Source organism: Cloacibacterium caeni (assembly GCF_907163105.1).
Taxonomy (GTDB): domain Bacteria; phylum Bacteroidota; class Bacteroidia; order Flavobacteriales; family Weeksellaceae; genus Cloacibacterium; species Cloacibacterium caeni_A.
This window is the reverse complement of the sequence record NZ_OU015321.1, coordinates 1-20,175: the sequence shown is the minus strand read 5'-3', so window position 1 is coordinate 20,175 and position 20,175 is coordinate 1. Positions and strand designations below refer to the sequence as shown.

Here is a 20,175-nt window from a genome sequence, read left to right as displayed (position 1 = left end):
TTCAGCTTAATGTAAATGTTATAACAATTCGTTAGAATTCTAAAAATCTAAAGTTTCGTAGTAAAGAATTTTTGATAAAAAAGTTCTTTTTTGGAAAGAATCAGCTCTATGTTTAAGTATTTTTTGCATCTCTGTATTATTGGTTTTTTGATAATATTCTAACAGTTGATTATCGTTAAAATCTACAGAATTGTAGTGATAATTAGCCGCAAAATCATTTCTAGTAAGATTATGAGAGGTAATGATTCCTCCCCAATTGATAAAACTACACACTAAAATCGTTCCGTAGAAATACCAAACCATTTGGTTAAAAAGATAAGCATTGGTTTTTTGCTGATGAATTTTAATGAAAGTAAAAATCAATCCAATAATGGCTAAAATTAAAAATGCATAAACACCTAATCTTTTGTAGGTTAAGCCTAAATTCAATACGTATTCAGAATTTTTCGCAAAAGCCGAAATCACTAAAACGGCATTCAGAAATACCCAAATTTTAGCTAAAATTTTCAAAGATTTCGCTTGATTATCAAAATTGAAACTGCCTTTAAAATAGAACATAATCACACCGATTGCCATCACAATACTCGCAATTACCGCTCCTACTCTTTCGTGCGTTTCTTCGGCAAGTTGATTAGCAGTAGCTTTTGGCAATTCTACAAACTGCTCATAATTAAACGTGATGATGAAGAATAACAATAAAATATTCAATGCTAAAAAGGAAACTACACCGCTTAATCTTTCAAAAGGAAGGTCTAGAAAATCGTAAGTAGGTTTCAATTTCTTGTCTTCATTCAAAAAATCGTTTTTCAAATAATGATTGTTCTTGATAAAAAATTCATAAATCGAAAAATTGAAATAATTAAAAGCCAAGAAAAACCCTAAAATACTTAACGCAATCACTTGCCAAAGATTAATATCTAATTCATAATCAGAAAAAAGCGAAGCAAAATGTGAACTTCCGTGTGTATAAATCGCAAAGAAAATCAACAAAAGAAAAGCTGGGATTAAAACCACCGCTAAAATTTTTTGCCAAAAACTTTCGGTTTTTCTTTGTGGCAACCATTGTTCCAACTGAAAAACACGGTAAATAAAAGTCACAAAATTAATCGCAAAAACAGGAATGACGAGAATAGATTTAAGTTCTTTGTTTTTGGAAGTGAAACCCAATAAAAAAAGCGAAGTGAAAATTGCCAAAAAAGAGGCAAAATCACCATACCAAGCAAAAGCCATACTGCTTAAAATGCTGGTCGCCAAAACTGAATAAAAAGTTCGGGTTTTGAATCTTTTTTCGGTATTAAAATAAGTAAGAACCGCTACCAAAATTCCTAAAATTCCGATATTTAATCCAGATTCTTGGTCATAAAACAGTACAACAAACATTGCTGTAACTAAAAAGATTAAATGATGTGTTTTCATAAGATTTTTTTATAAAATTAACTTCCCGCAACTGGACTTCCGAAAATTCCTACCGCTAATTCTGCCCAAATCAGAAATAATGCTAACAGAATTATTACGATGTAAAACATTCTTTTCGCATTCTTTTTCTCCATTTTTAGAACCATATCTACGCAAAATGCGGTTCCAAAAAGGAGAATTCCAGCGATTAAAAAGTCAAAACCAGACCAATTAATTTCTTTAGTAAACTGCATCCCAATAAACGGAATGACTAATAATAAAGCCGCGATTCCATAAATTGCGAAGCTTCTTTGTTTGTTTGTTTTCATAATTCTTAATTTAAATTTTATTTAAAGTACTTTGAAATACAAAGTTAATTTCTAAAAAATTAAAGGAAGTTATCTCCTTTTTAAATTTTTGCAGTCTATTTGTCATTCCGTAGGAATCTAAATAATTTAGATGCTTTCAGCATGACAAACTGAATGTATAGTTTTCTACTTTCCAAGTAATCTTTCCAGCGCAGATAAATGTTCTTCGAAAGCTTTTCTTCCAGTTTGTGTAACTCGGTAAGATGTTTTTGGTTTTTTGCCTACAAATTCCTTCTTGATTTCTATGTAATTATATTTTTCTAATGCAGAACTGTGGCTTGCTAAATTTCCGTCTGTTACTTCTAAAAGTTGCTTCATTTCATTAAAATCAACCCAATCGTTAACCATCAGAACGGACATAATACCCAATCTGACACGGCTTTCAAATTCTTTGTTGAGTTGAGAAATCATAATTTTTAATTCAATTTATAAACTACCTTTTATCAATATTAATTACAAAATCAAAATATTTGTCTTCTATTCGATTATGCTTTTTATCAATTTGAACAATTACTTTATTTTTACCATTAATATTCTCACTTATATATCTAATTGCCAATTGATTAGTTTTCACAACATTATCAATTTCATTTTTGTCTAAAAAAATCAGACTATCTTTAATTTTATATTTACCTCGAAATTGAGAACGTCCTAATACTGAGCCATTCTCAAATAAATAAGAACCATCTTTTCTAAATTCAAATGAATAACCATTAATATCTCCATCATAATTAGCTTGCAATATAACTTCCGAACTGTCTCTATACCACAAATAAAAATTTACGACTAAGACTCCAAAAATTATAAAACCGCCAATGAAAGTGGGAATAAAGTTCTTCATGCTTTTATCTTTATGGTATCGAATTAGATTATTCTTTAAAGTAAATCCAAAAAAAATAAAAAAAACTAGAATTAATACAAAATACACAAACCCATCAAAAATAAAGAATTCATTTGCATTAACATAAGTGAAATATAAATAATATAATCCCGATAAAATCATGAGAATAAAGATCAATATTTCGGAAAACTTCTTCACTTTTAATTATTTTTACTTATACTTCTTATGCATCACAATTCCATATACAATATGCAAAATCCCAAAACCTATCGTCCAGAAAAATAAACCATATCCTAAAAAGAACAGTGATACAATTCCTAATGCCATTTCGCACAATCCTAAATATTTTATGTCAGAAAAAGTGTAATTTCCTGCATTAAATAGCGCTAATCCATAGAAAATTAAAGTGGCTGGAGAAAGTAAACCATGTAAACCGTGATACAATAATCCTGCGCAAAATAAACCTCCAATTCCCAATGGAATGGCAAAGTTATTCAACAATTTTTTGGTGGTAGCATCCCAAATTTGGAGATGATGGGCTTTGCTTTTTTTAATGGTAAAATATGCTCCCGAAGAAATCGCTAAAACCATGATAATCATCGCCACGATGACCAAATGAGTAATGATATCTTTTTCATAATATTTTACAGTCCCCTCAAAATAATCTACTTCATTTTTTTTGAAAAAGAAATAAACATAAATAGCACCAGCTAAAGCAAATAATCCTGCAAAAACGCCTGAAATTCCGCTCAAAGAAATAAATCGAGAGCTTTTTTCCATCATTTTTCTGATGTGCTGCAAGTCTTCTTGGTAGTTTCTATTTTCCATAAATAAAGCACTTTGAAATACAAAGTTAATATTTATTTTGAAACTGCAAAATTAATTTTTATTATTCTTTTTGTCATTCTGATTGTAGCGAAGCGAAATGAAGAATCTAAAAAGGATTCTTCACTACATTTCATTTCGTTCAGAATGACAAATGAATCAAATATTATTTAGCTCTAAGATTTTCTTTAATTTTTTCAATATTTTTCTTGGCTGTATCTTCTAGAATAAGACTTGCGCTCATATGAATTCTTTCTGGAGAAAGCTCTGTAAAGTGCTCTGTTCCTTCCCAAGAAACTTTTTTGATTAAAGCTAAAGCATCTGAACTTCTACTCGCCAATTTTTCTAAAAATTGTGCAACTTCAGCATCCATTTCTGCAATCGTTGGAGAAACCGAATGGTAAATATTATGCTGTTCTGCCCAATTTGCGCTTCGGAAATCGGCATCTATTGCCATAGAAGTAAATTGTGATTTACCAATTTTTCTTTCTACGTAAGGTCCAATCACAAATGGTCCAATTCCTAAATTAATTTCGGTAAGTGCTAAACTTGCATTCTCTGTCGCAAAACAATAATCTGCAGCACAAGCAATTCCTACTCCACCTCCAGTTGTTTTTCCTTGAACTCTTACCACTACAATTTTTCGGCAAGTTCTCATGGCATTAAGCACTTTAGCAAAACCTCCAAAGAAAGTTTTTGATGTTTCTAAATCGTTGATTGCTAACAATTCATCAAAACTTGCTCCTGCACAAAACGCTTTTTCGCCTTCAGATTTTAGTAAAATGGCTTTCGCTTCTTCTTTAGCCGCTTCGTCTAAAATGGTTTGCGCTAATTTTTCTAAAATTTCGCCGGGTAATGAGTTGCTTTTTGGCGTCCCGAAAGTGATTTCGGAAACATTGTTTTTTATTTCTGATGTTACAAATCCTTTTTCCATATTTATTTATTTTGGCAGACATTTCCGTCTTCCGCTCCCAATCTTTTTTTGCCCAATCTTTTCCCAATGCAAAAAAAGGATTTCCGCTCAAGCCGGGCTGCAATTTTACAAAATTTCAAATTTTCTGTAAAAAATTAAGGTTTCATTCCCAAAGCTTTGGTATAGCCTTCAATTTTTACACAGTTTTTAAATTTCATATTTTCAAGTAAATCAAGCATCGCTTTTTTTACCAATTCTTGATTAGGTCTTGCATCTCGCACTTTTCCTAAATCACTTCTATCTTTTTTGGTGTATTCTACAATTAAATCCCAATTTTCAGGTTTTGGAATATACATCATTCCGCTTTTTTGAACCATTTTTTTGTATGGCCAATACGTTCAACCAATGTTGTTTTCTTCTAAAGTAATTCTAAATTTTTCTACCCATTCATCGGTGTTTTCACCTGTTTCACCCATATACATTGGTAGGTTTACCTTGTCTCTGAAATCTATAAAATCCTGAATACTTTGTTTGTCTGTTCCGCTCCAATAACGGTGGCAAGTAAACATCATTTTGTCATCATATTTCCAATCCGTAAAAAAGGAAAAATTACCGTTCCATTGCGCTCCACCTAACATAATAATGTGATTTTTATCTACTTTTCTAATTGCCAAAGTACATTCTTTGTACAGTTTTTCTAAATTTTTATTGAGTCTTGGCAAATCATCTTTGAAATAATGCGCAATCGGTTCGTTAAGCAAATCGTAACCTAAAACAGTGGTGTTATTTGCATATTTTTTAGCAATTCTAGTCCAAATTTCTATAAATTGTTTCTGATTTTCAGCATTTTCCATTAACCAAGGATACGCGTAACTGTCATCTATATTGTCCCCAGTTTGTCCACCAGGAGCATCGTGCATATCCAGAATTACGTAAATCCCAGCTTCTTTACACCAACCGATGACCTCATCTAAAATTTCAAAACCATTTTGATTTTTGGTTTCTCCCATAAAATCTTCATCGGTAAATAATTTATAATGGAACGGAATTCTTAAAGTATTCATTCCGGTAGATTTTATATAGAAAATATCTTCTTTGGTGATGTAATTTTTCTTAAACTCCTTCCAAAATTTTGCTGTAAAATCTTCTCCCACCATTTCGCAAAAAGCCTGATTGATCAATCTATAACTAGATGCATTTCCTTCGAAGAAAAACATATAGCCTTCTGGATTAAGCCAATTTCCAAGATTAGTTCCTTTGATCAAGAATTTTTCATGGCTTGGCGTATACAGATTCGGACCATCTATGTATACAAACTTAGTTTTTTTAGCTTGAGAAAACATCGATAAGCTAACCAAAGTTAAAAACACCAAGAAAATTTTTGTTATTCTTTTCATTTTTTAAAATTTTAAGCAAATTTACATTACTGTGGCTTTCGCTATTTATATTTTCAGCTAAATTTTATCAGTTTTACACCAATCCAAATTGTTCAAAATGATGTGTAAAATGTTTTCTGTGCATCAACTCCATCATTTCTTTATTGAGTTTTCCAAAGACAAAATGCATATGCTCCGCTTCTGGATTTTCTCTATAATAAATCTGATATTTCTGAAGATTTTCTAAAAATTTCTCTTTGGCTTGCTCCAGATTTTTATACTTCAACACTGGTAAAGTTCCATCTTCTGGAAGGAACGGCGCAGGAAAATCTTTTGGCATTTTTCGGTGATTGTATAGAGAATCTTGATACTTTTCTAAATGCTCTTCTGGTGTGAAGCATTTCTCAGCTTCTAGTTCACCCATGCTATACAGTATAGTTGTTTCTAGATGTTCCAGCATTTGCTGAGCAGTCATTTTACCCCAATTCGGCTTCGTATTTTCAGTTAAACCATTCAATAATTTTTGAATATTTCTTCTATTTAGTTCAATGAAAGGAGATTTTTTTGCCACCAAAGTCAAAATGGTAGCGACACAAACCACTTCTTCTCTTTGATTGACTACCTCAACCAACCATTTTACCACTCCACTTGGAATATTTCTGCCTTTTACTCCTCTGTTGATTTTTTCTTTCGCCGTCAAATAAACGGTAATGGTATCACCAGCATAAACTGGCTTAAAGAAACTTGCATTTTCCAGGCCATAATTCGCAATAACTGGCCCTTTTTTTCCTGAAACGAATAAACCTGCCGCTGCAGAAAGGATAAAATATCCATGAGCAACGGTCTTGTCAAAAATAGTTCCGTTTAAACTTGTTGCATCTGTATGTGCATAAAAATGATCCCAAGAAACATTAGAAAAATTCACAATATCTGCTTCCGTAACAGTTCTACCTGCGGTTTCTAGAGAATCTCCAACTTCCACTTCTTCAAAATATTTCTGGAAAGGATGCTTATCACTGAATTTCTTTTCTGCACCTTGAGTGTAAACTTTAGTAATCGCCGTCAAAACATCTGGTGAACCTTGAATCGCAGTTTTTTGTAAAAAGAAATGGAGTCCGTTTAAACCACCCATTTCTTCGCCACCACCAGCTCTACCAGGACCACCATGCATTAAAGTTGGCAACGGAGAACCGTGACCTGTGCTTTCTTTGGCATTATCTCTATTCAAAACAAAAATTCTTCCATGAGAACTCGCCATTTTCCAAGAAGTTTCTGCAACAAATTTTTCATCGTGAGAAACAATAGAACCTACCAAACTTCCTTTTCCTCGTTTTGCTAAAGCAGCAGCTTCTTCAGCATCTTTGTATGGCATAATGGTAGAAACTGGACCAAAAGCTTCGAGTTCGTGAGATATTTTTTTTTCAAAAGGTTTATCATTATAGAAAACTTTTGGAGTAAAGAAAGCTCCGTTTTCATAATTTGCTTCTACCAAATCATGCTTTCCATCGTAGATGAGTTCTGTTTCAGCTTTTAAGAGATTTACTTTTTCTTCTAAAATCTGCATTTGTTCTTTTCCAACAATAGAGCCCATTTTGGTTTCTCTGCTTAATGGATTTCCAATTTTTGTTTGGTCAAGAGCTTTTGATAACGCATTTTGAACATCACCAACTAAATTTTCAGGAACAATAATTCTACGAATTGCTGTACATTTTTGTCCAGCTTTGGTGGTCATTTCATTTTTAACTTCTTTGATGAACAAATCAAATTCTGGAGTTCCCGGTTTGGCATCTAACCCAAGAATAGAACAGTTTAATGAATCTGCTTCCATATTAAAACGAACTGCATTTCCCGAAATTGATGGAAGCGCTTTCAGTTTTCTACCTGTATTTGCGGAACCTGTGAAAACTACAGAATCTCCATCTTTTACAAAATCTAAAATATTGCCTGGTTCGCCACAAACCAACTGAACCGCACCTTCTGGAAGATAACCACTTTCTATCATATCTTTGAAAACTTCATTCGTAAGATAAGAACTATACGGTGAAGGTTTCACAATTGCCGGAACTCCTGCCAAAAGTGATGTAGACAATTTTTCTAACATTCCCCAAACTGGAAAATTATACGCATTGATTTGTACAGAAACCCCTTCACTTGGTGTGAGAATATGGGTTCCGAGATGCGTTCCGTTTGCAGAAATTTTCTGAGTTTCTCCATCTACCCAAAATGGTGTATTGGGAAGCATTCTTTTCGCCAAACCTGAATAGGTGAAAAAAGTACCGAAACCTCCTTCTATATCTACCCAAGAATCAATATGAGTGGCTCCTGTTTTGTAAGAAAGTTCGTAGTATTTTTTCTTTCTTTCTAAAAGATACAATGCGATTTTTTTGAGCATCTCTCCGCGGTCGTAAAAAGTCATAGAAGACAAGTTTTTGTAACCTATGGTTCTTCCGTAATGCAATGCTTCTTCAAAATCTAGTCCCGAAGTATCTGAAATGGCAACCAATTCTCCGTTTACAGCATTGTAAAGCGGAATTTCGTGTCCGTTTCCTTCAATCCATTGTCCTGATATGTAGTTTTTAAGTTTCATTTTATGTGGGGTGTTTGATGTTTGGTGATGGATGTTTTATTGTTTCTAAAAATACTCAAATTTTAAATTTTGGAAAAATGGTGAAATTGCAACGAAATTGCGCCCCAGATTGCAACGGAAATCCTTTTATTTTTCTTTGTCTTCGACTCCGCTCAGACTGACAGAAGTGGAAAAATAAAAGATTGTAGTGGAAAGCTGGAAATTTGGCGCCATTACTTCGTCCAAACAGAGTAATCTACAATTTTGGTGGGCGTTTGTTCTACAAATTCTGTGTACGGTTCGCACGGTTGAATGGCGGTTTTTCCTTCACGAGCTAATTCTTGATAAATAGCGGTTCCTTTGGTTTTCCAAGCAATCATTTCGTCTGAAACTTCGCGAATAATTTTCGCAGGACTGCCAACTATCAATTTTCTATTTTCCGAAATAAAACCAGTGGGAACAAAACTCAACGCACCAATAATGCATTCGTCTCCAATTTTGGCATTGTCCATCACTACAGCGTTCATCCCAACCAAACAATTTTTGCCAATGTGCGCCGAATGAATAATCGCACCATGACCAATATGCGCCGATTCTTCTAAAACAGTAGGAATTCCTGGAAAAACGTGAAGCGTACAGTTTTCTTGAACGTTTGCGCCGTCTTTGATAATGATTTTTCCCCAATCTCCCCTCAAAACTGCATTGGGACCGATGTATACTTCTTCCCCTATTTCTACATTTCCTATAATTACCGCTTGAGGATGGATGTATGCTGATTTTCTAATGATGGGTTTTATACCGTGGTATGAATAAATATTTGCCATATATTTTTATTTATGTTCTTTTGTCTTGAAACAAAAGAACCAAAAGTTCAAGACTGTGAATTCTCGGCTAAAATTTTTCATTAATTCTAAAATCCCTGAAACTCGCTTCGCTCAAACAGCAGGAATTTGCCTCATTATTTTTATTTTTTTTTTGGTCTCGGCGAACCATAAATGGTTTATTAACGAATCAATTTCAAAATTTTTTAACGCCTCCAATTCAATGTCAAATAAAAGAAAAAAGCTTTTAAATTTTTTCAATGATCATTGCGTATCCTTGTCCAACTCCGATGCAGAGCGTACAAAGTGCATATTTTTTATTTTTTTTCTGTAATTCTAAAGCGGCAGTTCCTACAATTCTGGTTCCTGACATTCCGAGAGGATGACCTAAAGCAATCGCGCCACCATTTGGATTTAATCGTTCATCTTTAGCATCAATTCCTAATTCCTGTAAAACTGATAATGCTTGTGCTGCAAAAGCTTCATTGAGTTCAATAATATCCATATCTTCCAACGAAAGATTGGCTCTAGAAAGCGCTTTTTTGGTCGCTTCTACTGGACCTATTCCCATAATTCTAGGTTCTACACCAACCACTGCGCTTGAAATAATTTTTGCCAATGGCTTCAAATTATATTTTTTTACGGCGTCTTCACTTGCCAAAATCATGGCAGCAGCTCCGTCATTTAAGCCCGAAGAATTTCCCGCAGTAACACTTCCACCTTCTTTTTTGAAAGCAGGTCTTAGCTTCGCTAATTTGTCTAAAGTAGTATCTGGTTTTACAAATTCGTCTTGTGAAAAGATTTTCGGTTCTCCTTTTTTTTGTGGAATTTCTACGTTTACAATTTCTTGGGCTAATCTTCCTGAATTTTGAGCAGAAGTAGCTTTTTGTTGAGAATGTAAAGCGAATTCATCTTGCGCTTCTCTGGAAATTTTATAGATTTCGGCTAGATTTTCAGCGGTTTCTCCCATTCCGTCAACTCCGTAGAGTTCTTTCATTTTAGGATTAACAAACCTCCATCCAAAACTGCTATCAAACAACTGAACATCTCTGCCAAAAGGTTGAGCAGATTTACTCAAAACATAAGGCGCCCTAGTCATCTGTTCAACTCCTCCTGCTAAATAAATTTCGCCTTCGCCAATTGCAATCGCTCTGTACGCATTGGCAATTGCTGCCATTCCAGAAGCGCATAATCTATTCACAGTTTCTCCGCCAATTTTTATAGGAAGTTCTGCCAAAAGTGAAGCCATTCTTGCGACATTTCGGTTATCTTCGCCAGCTTGATTGGCACAACCTAAAATCACGTCTTCTATTTCTTCGGCGGGAATTTGTGGATTTCTTTTTACAATTTCCTTCAAAACAATGGCTGCCAAATCATCTGCTCTTACTTCCAATAAACCTCCTTGAAATTTAGCAATCGGTGTTCTGATGTAATCTATGATGTATACTTGTTTCATATCTGATTTCGAAATTATAAATCAACTACTTTTTTATCAATTTTATAAACAGTTCCTCTGAAACTTGCGACCACCTCTTTATGCTGATTGGTAATCGTAATATCATAAACTGCTGTTTTTCTGGTATCTGCCATGAGAATACTCTCGGCAAAAAGGGTGTCTCCAAAACGTACCGCTTTGGTAAAATTAATCATACAATTGAGCGCAACTGCTGCATCTCCCATATTGTTAGAAGAAAACGCCAATGCAGAATCCGCAAAAGCAAAAGTTACTCCGCCATGAACCGTTTTTAAGCCATTAATCATCTCTTTTTTGATGGGCATTTCAATCAAACAGTGATGTTCGCGAACCTCAACCAGTTTTATCTCCATCCATTGTGAGAAAAAATCTTGATTGAGCATATATTGTGCGATTTCTAGTGGTGTCATTTTTTTGTAAAGTTGTAAAATTGTAAAGTCGTTAATTTGTAAAATTGTGTAGTTGATTTATTTAAGTTTTCTGCCTTTTAAAAAGCTATTGTATATGGTGAAAATTAAAACAAATACTGTTAAAATCAACCATTTATCTTGGAAAAACTGTAAAAAAGTATCCTCAGAATTGTTGATGAATTTATTCATGAAAAAACTCATCGGAACAATAATGACGAAAGATACAATAGCGTTTATGATTGCAATAATTAGTTTTGGATTCATTCTCTTTTTTGTTTTTTAAATATAGTTTCCCAAGTGATTTCTTTATTTCTATTGATGTAATTTCCTATGAAAAAAAGCACAAACATAAGCCCTAAAATAAACAAGTTTTTATTTAATTCGTTTTTAAAATATTCTATTATTGAGACATCAATTTTATTGAAAAAAAATCCCAGAACAAAATAAATTAAAACAAAGGTTACGGATTGGATTATGCTTTTTATCAATGCTTTTTTCATCATTATTTATTATTCAGTTTGTAAATTCTTTCGATTTCATCAGAATTCAAATCTTTTAAAAATGAAATGATTTTTTCTTGATTTTGAATTTCTTTAAAAATAATATGATTATCTTCTTCAAAAGAATATTCTTGGTCTTCCTCACTCAAATCAAATTCATGCAATAAATCATCTATATAATCAAAAAGTTCGTAATCATCAATTATCAACTCTAAGAAGTCATTTTGCTTAAAGAGATTAATATGATTTGAGGAAAAAACATGTTCCATTTTTTAATTTAATTTTCTAAGCAACGGACTTTGTCTGTAGCGTTCTTCTTGGTATTCTTCGTAGAGATTTTGTAAAACTTCAGAAATTTTTGGATATCCAATTTCCTTTCCCCAATTCAATAATCCTTTCGGATAATTTACGCCTTTTTGCATCGCTGTTTCTATGTCTTCATCATTGGCAATTCCTAATCTTTTTGCTTCTACAGCTTCATTGATGAGCATAGAAATAATTCTCATGAAAATCATTTCATACAGACTTTCATCTTTTACAATTTCTTGATTCTTGGTTCTTGATTCTTGGTTCTGTTCAGAATAATCATAGAAACCTTTACCTGTTTTTCTACCAAGTAATTTAGCTTCACTCATTCTTTGCTGAAGCAAGGAAGGTTTATATTTGGGATCGAAAAAATAATCATGATAAACGGTTTTCGTTACCGAAAAATTCACATCAATTCCTATTAAATCCATCAATTCAAATGGTCCCATTTTAAAATTCCCCAAAGATTTCATCGCATCATCTACTTGCTCTGGTGTTGCCAAATTTTCTTCTACAATTCTCAAAGCTTCACCGTAAAAAGGTCTTGCAATTCGGTTAACAATAAAACCAGGAACATCTTTAGCAATGATAGGAGATTTGCCCCAAGATTTCATTAAATCTACGATTTCTTGAGCCAAATTATTTTCAGTCAATAACCCTGGAATCACCTCCACCAAATGCATTAATGGCGCTGGATTGAAAAAATGAATCCCGATAAAACGTTCAGGATTTTTAAGTTCTGCCTGAAGCGAAGTAATGGAAATAGACGAGGTATTACTAGCCAAAATGCAATCTTTAGAAACCAAATGTTCTAAATTTTTGAAAACTTCTACTTTGATTTCTTTATTTTCTATGATAGCCTCAATTACCAAATCACAATCTTTCAATTCCTTGATTTCTTGGCAAGGCGTAATTTGGTTGAAGATTTCTAAAGATTTTTCAGTAGAAATTTTTCCTTTTTCCGCTAATTTATTTAATGTGGTTTTTAAATTTTTTAGAGATTTTTCGGTTTGTGAGAAGTTGGCATCGTATAAAAAAACCTCGCAATGTGCAGTAGCTGCTACTTGCGCAATGCCAATTCCCATAGTCCCTGAGCCGATGATTCCTACTTTCTTCATAATATGATGATGTGATGATGTGACGATGTGATAATCTGCAAATCAACACATCATCACATCATTATTATTTTCCTGTATAATTGGGTTTTCTTTTTTCTAAAAATGCAGTAACTCCTTCTTTGAAATCTTGGGTTTCTGCTGCGTCTTGTTGATAAATTCCTTCTAACTCCAATTGCTCTTTTAAATCGTTTTCATAAGAATGATTGAATGCTTTTTTGGTTAACGCAATCGCTTTTGTAGGCAAGTTAGAAAGCGTTTCCAGAACTTCCATAGATTTTGTAGAAAATTCTGCATCACCGAAAACATCTGCAATTAAACCCAGTTTCAAAGCATCATTTGCCGTGAGTTTTTTTCCTGTAAAAGCAAGATAATTCGCTTGTTGACGTCCTAATAATTTAGGCAACCAATACGTTCCGCCTGTATCTGGAATTAAACCAATATTTACAAAAGCTTGAGAGAAATAGGAATTTTCTGTAGTCAAACAAATATCACAAATCAGCGCCAACATTGCTCCAGCTCCAACTGCAGGACCATTCACCAAAGAAACGACTGGCTTTCTGCAATGTGCTATTTCTTCCACCAAAGGATTGTAATAATCTACCACCATTTTCTGAATCACTCTTTCTTCTTCTACATTTCCGAGTGAAAGTGCTTCTTTCAAATTTTGCCCCGAACAAAAAGCTTTTCCTCTGCCAGAAAGTGCTACACAACGCACATTTTCATCTTCATTACATGCTACAATAAAATTTTTCAACTCTTGGAGTAAAACTTTATTGAGTGAATTATAGGTTTCGGGCTGATTGAGATAAGCGATTTTCAACTTACCCTCGAAATGAGTTTCTATTTCTATCTGAGTGTACATTTTCTTTAGAATTGTTAATTTGTAAAATCGTAAAGTCGTTTTTACAAATCTAATGTTTTTATGTGATTTTTTTTGGTTCTGCGATTTTGCAACTTTACAGTTCTACAATTTTACGTTAATGATATTTAAAATAATCAAAAGGTTCTAAACAATCTTGGCACTGATAACTGGCTTTGCAAAGTGTGGAACCAAATCTGCTGATTTGCGTAGTGTTTTCGCTGCCACATCTCGGACATTTTTTGGGAATTTGAAGATGATTTTCGTCTGCACCTTTTTCTGGTGGAACAATTCCGTAAGCTTTCAGTTTTTCTCTGGCTTCATCAGTCATCCAATCTGTAGTCCAAATCGGAAACATTTTGGTAACTACTTTTGCAGAAATTCCTTTTTCTTTAAATAGTTTGATAATATCTTCTTCGATATTAAACATAGCAGGACACGCAGAATAAGTAGGCGTAATGATGATTTCTGCTTCTGTTTCAGAAATCATTTTTGCATCACGAACAATCCCGAGTTCCACGATGTTAATCACTGGAATTTCGGGGTCTGGAATCTGAGCGAGTATTTCTAAAAGATTCTGCATTGTTTTTTAACGCAAAGAGCGCAAAGATTTATTTTATTTTATCGAAAATAGATTTTCCATTTCACTTCGTTTCATTCAGAATGACAGCATGTTAGAAAACTTCCAGCTTCTGACTTCAAACTTTCTACCAAACACAATTTGGATACGTTCTTTGCATATACTGTAATTCACACAAAATATATCCAAAATATTCGGTGTGAATTCCTTTTCTGCTGCCTTTTTGCATAAATTCAGCAGTTGGAACTTCTAAACCAAACTTAGCAAAATCTTCTGCGATTTTAGCTTTCCATTCTTCATGAAGTTGTTTGGAAGAAAGAATTAAATTCAGTGCCACCAAATTTTCCTCTTCTTCTACTTCATCAAAAAGTCCGCCTGTGTATTCCCAAAGATTTTCGAGAGCCGCTTCTATTCTTTTTCGGCTTTCATCAGTTCCTTGAGCAAAAATACGCATCCAAGTTTCGGTATGAGTATAGTGATATTTTACTTCTTTCAGAGATTTTTGAGCAATGGCTCTCAGTTCTTCATCTGCAGAATTGCTTAAATTTTCGTACAATAAATTTTGGTAAACCGCAAAGAAATAAGCCTTCATAATAGTATTAGCATAATCTCCGTTTGGTAATTCTACCAATTGTGCATTGAGGTATTCTTTCTCTACTCTTAACATGGCAAAATCATCTGCAGTTCTGCCATCATTAAATAAATTTGCCGCTAAATTGTAGAAATTATTGGCTTGACCCAATTGATCAAGAGCGATGTTAATTATTGCAATATCTTCTTCCAAGTACGGACCTTTTCCGCACCATTCTGCCAATCTCTGCCCCATAATCAGGGAATCATCTGCGAGTTTTAGGAGGTAGTTTTTCATAATTTTGGCTATCTGCTTTCGGCTATCTGCTTTCGGCAGCCAAAAATTGCTGATTGCCGATTGCTGATTGCTGAAAGCTTTCTTACATGTTTTTCACATCATTAGGAATTTGGTAAAAAGTAGGATGACGATAGAGTTTATCATCTGCAGGATCAAAGAATGCTTCCTTGTCTATTCCTTCGCTTGTTACCACATATTTGCTGGGAACTACCCAAATAGAAGTTCCTTCTCCGCGTCTTGTATAAACGTCTCGAGCGTTTTGAAGTGCCAGTTCTGCAGTTGGCGCTTGAACCGTACCTGCGTGTTTATGAGAAAGTCCAGGTTTGGTTTGGATAAAAACTTCCCACATATCAAGGTTATTCATTATTTTAAATTATAAATTTTAGATTTTAAATTAATTTTCGGATACATATTTAATAAAAGCTTTACCAAAACTTGTAATTTTTACAAATTCAAGAGGTTCAATTTCAATCCTTCCTATTCCATTGTCCAATAGTAATGACTTTGAAATCAAATCTTGAATCAAGTAATCATATTCAGTTTTTTCTAAATTAAATGATTCTGGTAATAAAAATTTTGAGCTTAGATAATTAAATTCATTTTCATCATTTAATTTATTCTCGCTTTCTTCTTCCGTTTCATCAAAATTCCCAATACCTGATATTTTTGAAAGAATTTTAAAAAATTTTTCATCATATAACAAATGACTATAAAGAATTTCAAATTGTTTTTCACTTATTTTTGGAATCAAATCAATAAAAGTTTCAATGTATTCTACTTTTTGAGGCTCAACAATTTGATTTTTTAAAATATTTCTAAATCTCACTAATTTTTCTACATTATCAGTTTTAGTAACTTTTTCTAACACACTTTCAAATATATCACCGAATTCCTCACTTGTTATATAATTATTTTCAATCTTAAATTCTGAAGCTGTTTCAAAATAATCTATAAGATTTTGAATAAATTTATTTAATCTTTCTTGTTTGATTCTTCCTCTATGTTCAAATAAAAATTCATTTAATGGTGTTCCTAAATATGGAATACTTTGAATTAAAATTTTTAGACCTGTAATATAATTATGATTACTTACTTCCATTCTTAAGAATTTACTTTTGCAGCATACGCAATTGCAGCTTCTTTTACCCAAGCGTTTTCTGCTTGTGCTTTTCTTTTGGTTTCGAGGCGTTTTTTATTGCACGGTCCGTTTCCTTTTAGGATTTCATTAAATTCATCCCAAGGTAAATTGCCAAAATCATAATGTCCCGTTTCTTCATTCCATTTTAAATTTTTATCTGGAACTTTCAGCCCTAAAAATTCTGCTTGAGGAACGGTAACATCTACAAATCTTTGTCGGAGTGAATCGTTACTTTCTCTTTTCACTCGGTAATTCATTGATTTTTGAGAATTAGGAGAAGCGTCATCATTCGGACCAAACATCATCAAAGCTGGCCACCAAAATCTATCTAATGCATCTTGAGCCAATTGTTTCTGTTCTTTGGTTCCACGGCAAAGCGTCATCAGGATTTCGTAGCCTTGTCTTTGGTGAAAAGATTCTTCTTTACAAATTCTGAGCATCGCTCTGGAATAAGGGCCGTAAGAATTTCCCATCAACATTACTTGATTCATAATAGCAGCACCATCTACTAACCAGCCAATCGCTCCAATATCTGCCCAACTTAATGCTGGATAATTAAAAATACTAGAATATTTGGCTTTTCCAGAAAGCATATCATTATAGGTAGAATCTCTGTCTGCGGCTATTTCTCCGTTGTTCAGCGTTTCTGTAGCGGCATATAAATACAAACCGTGACCTGCTTCGTCTTGAATTTTTGCCAAAAGTGCCATTTTTCTTCTCAAACTTGGCGCTCTGGTAATCCAATTGGCTTCTGGTAACATTCCCACTACTTCAGAATGAGCATGTTGCGAAATCTGTCTTACCAGAAGTTTTCTGTAATCTTCTGGCATCATATCTTTGGGTTCTACCTTATTTTCGGCTTGAACGTATTGTAAAAATTTTTCTGTATCCATATTTTTGCTTTCAGCTTTCGGCAATCTGCTTTCAGCATTTTTTAAATTTTTTAATACAATATTTTTTTATTATGAGCTCTTTTCAGCTGATTGCAGAAAGCAGACAGCGATAAGCCAAATCATAATTTTCCGTCGCTTAAATCGTCTTTTATATAAATTCCCACTTTAGAATTTACAAATTCTCCTGCCACGAAGTTTATTTTTTGGTCTCCGTTGGTAATTTCATACTCTTTGAAAAAGTAAACTTGCCCTTCATAAGGTCCTTTTACTTCTACTTTTTTGTTGACACAATGCCAATAATGGTTCCAAATATTTGTGCCATTTATTTTAAACTCTTCGTTTTCATCGACGGCTTTTGCGAATTTCCAATTGACCATTTTTTTAATTTTTTAGAATGAATTATACATCATAGTTCAGCATCACAATATTGGTAGTAGGATGACACTGACAAGTTAATACAAAACCTCTTGCGACTTCGTCTTCTGTAAGTGCAAAGTTTTTTTCCATAAAAACCTCACCTTCCATCACTTGAGCTTTGCAGGTGCAACAAACACCGCCTTTACAAGCAAACGGAACTGGTAAGTTTTCTTTCAATGCTTTATCTAAAATACTTTCTTTTTTAGAATTGAGATGAATAGAATACTCATCATCATCTATAATTAACGTTACAAAACTTTCTAAGTTGGGTATTTTCTTGAATTCCTCGCTCATTTCTGCATTATCTTCATCATCTGGAGCAGAGAAATATTCATATAAAACCTGCAATGCCGGAACTTTTCTTTCTTTTTTCAAAAAATCCGAAGTCGACTTAATCATTTCGGTGGGTCCACAAATGAAAAACGTAGAATCTTCTGGTTTTATTTCGGAATTTTTATCTAAAAGTTGACCTAACTTTTCAGTAGTGATTCTTCCTTCAAAAAGAGCATCTTCTTGGGGCTCTCTACTCAAAATATGCGTCACTTGAAATCGCTCTGGGAATCTCTCTTTCAAGGCATCTAATTCTTCTTTGAGTAAAATATTTTGAGAATTTTTATTGCCAAAAAACAATAAAACTTTAGCATTTGGCTCTTGAAACAATGCTTCTTTGAGATTAGACAAAACCGGCGAAATCCCGCTTCCTGCTGCTATTCCTACATAATTTTTATGATTAGATGCGTGATAATTGGTACAGAAATTTCCCATAGGTTGTTGCACTTCTACCTCATCATTTTCTTTAAGATTTTGGTTAAGATAGGTAGAAATAGTACCGTTTTCCATCTGTTTAACTAAAATGGAAAGCGTTTGAGAATTTTCTGAAGGAGCATCTATGATAGAATACGAACGGCGAAACTCTTCTTCACCGAAATTAAACTTGAGGTTAAGATATTGCCCCTGTTTAAATTTAAATTTATCTTGTATAGAAGAAGGTATTTCGAAGGTGATTTTCACTGCTTCATCTGTAACCTTCTGAATTTTAGCTACTTTTAATGTATAAAAATGGTTCATATCAATTCATTTCTTCGGAAGTAACCCGATGTCAACAAATATAATATTTTATGCGAAAAATAAAAGATAAATTTATTTTTTCCCAATCACGCCATAGAGTAAAACATTTTGAAGAAAACGAATATGCTTTTCTAAATCAAAATTTTCTTCGGGAATGTATCGGTAAACGTTATTCAGGACATTGAGGGAGAACTTGGTCGTCAACATTAAATTTTCATCATCTTTTAAGCCCAAAGAAAGTAAATATTCTCTGATGACTTCTTCTGCAAGATCTTTATAGAAATTAATTCTATCTAAATATATATGCTGCTCTTTAAAATCAACTTTTAATCTATAAATATTGGTAAAAAAAACATCAAACATCTTTACATTATTATACATTGCTGTAAGATGATTAACAACCAAAATTTTTACTTTTTCTAAAGGAGATAGGTTGGGATTTTTAAGGTCATTATATCTCTTCATAAATCTGTTAGAAACATCATCACTAATCCACTCCATAATTTCTTCTTTAGACTTAATGTGTGCATAAAGTGATGCTGCTTTTACATTCATCACTTCCGCAATATCTCTCATAGAGGTATCTGCAAATCCTTTTTTATAAAACAAATCAAGAGCTACAGTAAGTATTTCTTGTTGTCTCGAAGTGAGATTTTTCATCGATGTGTGTGTTTTCCACAAATATACAATATAAATTTTCTAAAAAAATTAACATTATATAATAAAACAAATAAAAATTATGAAATTTATTTATCAAACACCTAACCATAAACCAGAAACAATGTCAACATCCAAACTCAATAATATATAAAATTCAGAAATTTTGTCTTTAAAAAATCTAAGCAATTACAAAAATCAGGAAATTTTGACCTAAAAATTACTTTAGAATACATTTTGAAGCATACCAATCAAAACCATTAATATGAACTTAAACCAATATACCACAAAATCACAAGAAGCCATTCAAAAAGCACAACAAATTGCGCTGGATTTTGGCCATCAAAGCATTGAGCCTCAACATCTATTAGAAGGTATTCTTCAGGTAGATGAAAATATTTCTGCATTCTTAATGAAAAAATCAGAAGCAGACCTCAACCTTATTAGAGAAAAAAACCGTGAAACCTTAGAAAAACTTCCAAAAGTAGAAGGTGGAAACATTTATCTTTCTCAATCAGCAAATAAAATTCTTTTAGACGCACCGAATATTGCCAAAAAAATGGGCGATGAATATGTAACTATAGAACATCTTTGGCTTTCACTTTTAGAGGTAAATTCTGAAGTTTCTAAAATTTTAAAAGATTTTGGAGTGACTAAAAATTCATTAGAAGCAGCCATCAAAGAACTGAGAAAAGGAAGCAAAGCAACTTCGGCAAGTTCAGAAGAAACTTATCAAAGTTTAAATAAATATGCTAAAAACTTCAACGAACTCGCAGCAGAAG

Annotated in this window: 26 protein-coding genes; 1 reads left to right on the top strand and 25 read right to left on the bottom strand. The window is 33.1% G+C overall.

What is annotated here, in order from left to right:
- Nucleotides 1-39: 39 nt before the first annotated feature.
- From KKQ76_RS00130 to KKQ76_RS00010, 25 genes are all read right to left on the bottom strand, one after another.
- Entirely contained in the window at nucleotides 40-1,416 is a 1,377-nt protein-coding gene (locus KKQ76_RS00130) for a DUF4153 domain-containing protein (protein WP_213195280.1), read from the bottom strand.
- Nucleotides 1,417-1,433: 17 nt separating this feature from the next.
- Nucleotides 1,434-1,724: a hypothetical protein gene (locus KKQ76_RS00125; RefSeq protein WP_213195279.1), complete on the bottom strand. Its 291-nt coding sequence runs from the start codon at nucleotides 1,722-1,724 to the stop codon at nucleotides 1,434-1,436.
- A 165-nt stretch (nucleotides 1,725-1,889) separates the two neighbouring features.
- On the bottom strand, nucleotides 1,890-2,174 hold the full coding sequence (locus KKQ76_RS00120) for a winged helix-turn-helix domain-containing protein (protein WP_213195278.1): 285 nt from the start codon (nucleotides 2,172-2,174) through the stop codon (nucleotides 1,890-1,892).
- A gap of 22 nt (nucleotides 2,175-2,196) precedes the next feature.
- Entirely contained in the window at nucleotides 2,197-2,604 is a 408-nt protein-coding gene (locus tag KKQ76_RS00115; protein WP_213195277.1) for a hypothetical protein, read from the bottom strand.
- Nucleotides 2,605-2,814: 210 nt separating this feature from the next.
- Nucleotides 2,815-3,432, bottom strand: a complete 618-nt coding sequence (locus KKQ76_RS00110; protein ID WP_213195276.1) for a hypothetical protein — start codon at nucleotides 3,430-3,432, stop codon at nucleotides 2,815-2,817.
- 163 nt (nucleotides 3,433-3,595) lie between these two features.
- Nucleotides 3,596-4,363, bottom strand: a complete 768-nt coding sequence (locus KKQ76_RS00105; protein WP_213195275.1) for an enoyl-CoA hydratase/isomerase family protein — start codon at nucleotides 4,361-4,363, stop codon at nucleotides 3,596-3,598.
- Between the two features lie 134 nt (nucleotides 4,364-4,497).
- Complete coding sequence (locus KKQ76_RS00100) at nucleotides 4,498-4,719, bottom strand: hypothetical protein (protein WP_213195274.1); 222 nt, start codon at nucleotides 4,717-4,719, stop codon at nucleotides 4,498-4,500.
- Nucleotides 4,720-4,740: 21 nt separating this feature from the next.
- The gene (locus tag KKQ76_RS00095) at nucleotides 4,741-5,739 is read right to left on the bottom strand and encodes a glycoside hydrolase family 5 protein (protein WP_213195273.1); all 999 of its coding nucleotides are present in this window, start codon (nucleotides 5,737-5,739) and stop codon (nucleotides 4,741-4,743) included.
- Nucleotides 5,740-5,812: 73 nt separating this feature from the next.
- Nucleotides 5,813-8,305, bottom strand: a complete 2,493-nt coding sequence (gene paaZ / locus KKQ76_RS00090) for a phenylacetic acid degradation bifunctional protein PaaZ (protein ID WP_213195272.1) — start codon at nucleotides 8,303-8,305, stop codon at nucleotides 5,813-5,815.
- 212 nt (nucleotides 8,306-8,517) lie between these two features.
- Entirely contained in the window at nucleotides 8,518-9,108 is a 591-nt protein-coding gene (locus tag KKQ76_RS00085) for an acyltransferase (RefSeq protein ID WP_213195271.1), read from the bottom strand.
- A gap of 244 nt (nucleotides 9,109-9,352) precedes the next feature.
- A complete protein-coding gene (gene pcaF / locus KKQ76_RS00080; protein ID WP_213195270.1) occupies nucleotides 9,353-10,561 on the bottom strand; it encodes a 3-oxoadipyl-CoA thiolase in 1,209 nt (402 codons plus the stop codon).
- Between the two features lie 14 nt (nucleotides 10,562-10,575).
- On the bottom strand, nucleotides 10,576-10,989 hold the full coding sequence (locus tag KKQ76_RS00075) for a PaaI family thioesterase (RefSeq protein ID WP_213195269.1): 414 nt from the start codon (nucleotides 10,987-10,989) through the stop codon (nucleotides 10,576-10,578).
- Between the two features lie 57 nt (nucleotides 10,990-11,046).
- Nucleotides 11,047-11,253, bottom strand: a complete 207-nt coding sequence (locus tag KKQ76_RS00070; RefSeq protein WP_213195268.1) for a hypothetical protein — start codon at nucleotides 11,251-11,253, stop codon at nucleotides 11,047-11,049.
- Nucleotides 11,250-11,492: a hypothetical protein gene (locus tag KKQ76_RS00065; protein ID WP_213195267.1), complete on the bottom strand. Its 243-nt coding sequence runs from the start codon at nucleotides 11,490-11,492 to the stop codon at nucleotides 11,250-11,252. The genes KKQ76_RS00070 and KKQ76_RS00065 overlap by 4 nt, the downstream gene beginning before the upstream one ends.
- Entirely contained in the window at nucleotides 11,492-11,758 is a 267-nt protein-coding gene (locus tag KKQ76_RS00060) for a hypothetical protein (RefSeq protein WP_213195266.1), read from the bottom strand. Before KKQ76_RS00060 ends, KKQ76_RS00065 begins: the two co-directional genes overlap by 1 nt.
- A gap of 3 nt (nucleotides 11,759-11,761) precedes the next feature.
- Nucleotides 11,762-12,913, bottom strand: coding sequence for a 3-hydroxyacyl-CoA dehydrogenase NAD-binding domain-containing protein (locus tag KKQ76_RS00055; RefSeq protein WP_213195265.1), 1,152 nt, complete (start codon nucleotides 12,911-12,913; stop codon nucleotides 11,762-11,764).
- 64 nt (nucleotides 12,914-12,977) lie between these two features.
- Nucleotides 12,978-13,775 carry an enoyl-CoA hydratase/isomerase family protein gene (locus tag KKQ76_RS00050; RefSeq protein WP_213195264.1) on the bottom strand — a complete coding sequence of 266 codons (798 nt, stop codon included), beginning with the start codon at nucleotides 13,773-13,775 and terminating at the stop codon, nucleotides 12,978-12,980.
- A 115-nt stretch (nucleotides 13,776-13,890) separates the two neighbouring features.
- The gene (gene paaD / locus KKQ76_RS00045) at nucleotides 13,891-14,355 is read right to left on the bottom strand and encodes a 1,2-phenylacetyl-CoA epoxidase subunit PaaD (RefSeq protein WP_213195263.1); all 465 of its coding nucleotides are present in this window, start codon (nucleotides 14,353-14,355) and stop codon (nucleotides 13,891-13,893) included.
- A gap of 124 nt (nucleotides 14,356-14,479) precedes the next feature.
- Entirely contained in the window at nucleotides 14,480-15,220 is a 741-nt protein-coding gene (paaC, locus tag KKQ76_RS00040) for a 1,2-phenylacetyl-CoA epoxidase subunit PaaC (RefSeq protein WP_246501295.1), read from the bottom strand.
- 82 nt (nucleotides 15,221-15,302) lie between these two features.
- A complete protein-coding gene (gene paaB / locus KKQ76_RS00035) occupies nucleotides 15,303-15,584 on the bottom strand; it encodes a 1,2-phenylacetyl-CoA epoxidase subunit PaaB (protein ID WP_104794144.1) in 282 nt (93 codons plus the stop codon).
- A 30-nt stretch (nucleotides 15,585-15,614) separates the two neighbouring features.
- Entirely contained in the window at nucleotides 15,615-16,319 is a 705-nt protein-coding gene (locus tag KKQ76_RS00030) for a hypothetical protein (RefSeq protein WP_213195262.1), read from the bottom strand.
- 2 nt (nucleotides 16,320-16,321) lie between these two features.
- Nucleotides 16,322-17,251, bottom strand: coding sequence for a 1,2-phenylacetyl-CoA epoxidase subunit PaaA (paaA, locus tag KKQ76_RS00025; protein ID WP_246501293.1), 930 nt, complete (start codon nucleotides 17,249-17,251; stop codon nucleotides 16,322-16,324).
- Between the two features lie 119 nt (nucleotides 17,252-17,370).
- The gene (locus KKQ76_RS00020) at nucleotides 17,371-17,628 is read right to left on the bottom strand and encodes a hypothetical protein (RefSeq protein ID WP_213195260.1); all 258 of its coding nucleotides are present in this window, start codon (nucleotides 17,626-17,628) and stop codon (nucleotides 17,371-17,373) included.
- A 22-nt stretch (nucleotides 17,629-17,650) separates the two neighbouring features.
- On the bottom strand, nucleotides 17,651-18,736 hold the full coding sequence (locus tag KKQ76_RS00015) for a 2Fe-2S iron-sulfur cluster-binding protein (protein ID WP_213195259.1): 1,086 nt from the start codon (nucleotides 18,734-18,736) through the stop codon (nucleotides 17,651-17,653).
- 72 nt (nucleotides 18,737-18,808) lie between these two features.
- Entirely contained in the window at nucleotides 18,809-19,396 is a 588-nt protein-coding gene (locus KKQ76_RS00010; RefSeq protein WP_213195258.1) for a TetR/AcrR family transcriptional regulator, read from the bottom strand.
- A 262-nt stretch (nucleotides 19,397-19,658) separates the two neighbouring features.
- Between KKQ76_RS00010 and KKQ76_RS00005 the strand changes: the two genes are divergently transcribed.
- On the top strand, nucleotides 19,659-20,175 hold a 517-nt coding region (locus KKQ76_RS00005; RefSeq protein WP_317194540.1), incomplete at its 3' end, for a Clp protease N-terminal domain-containing protein.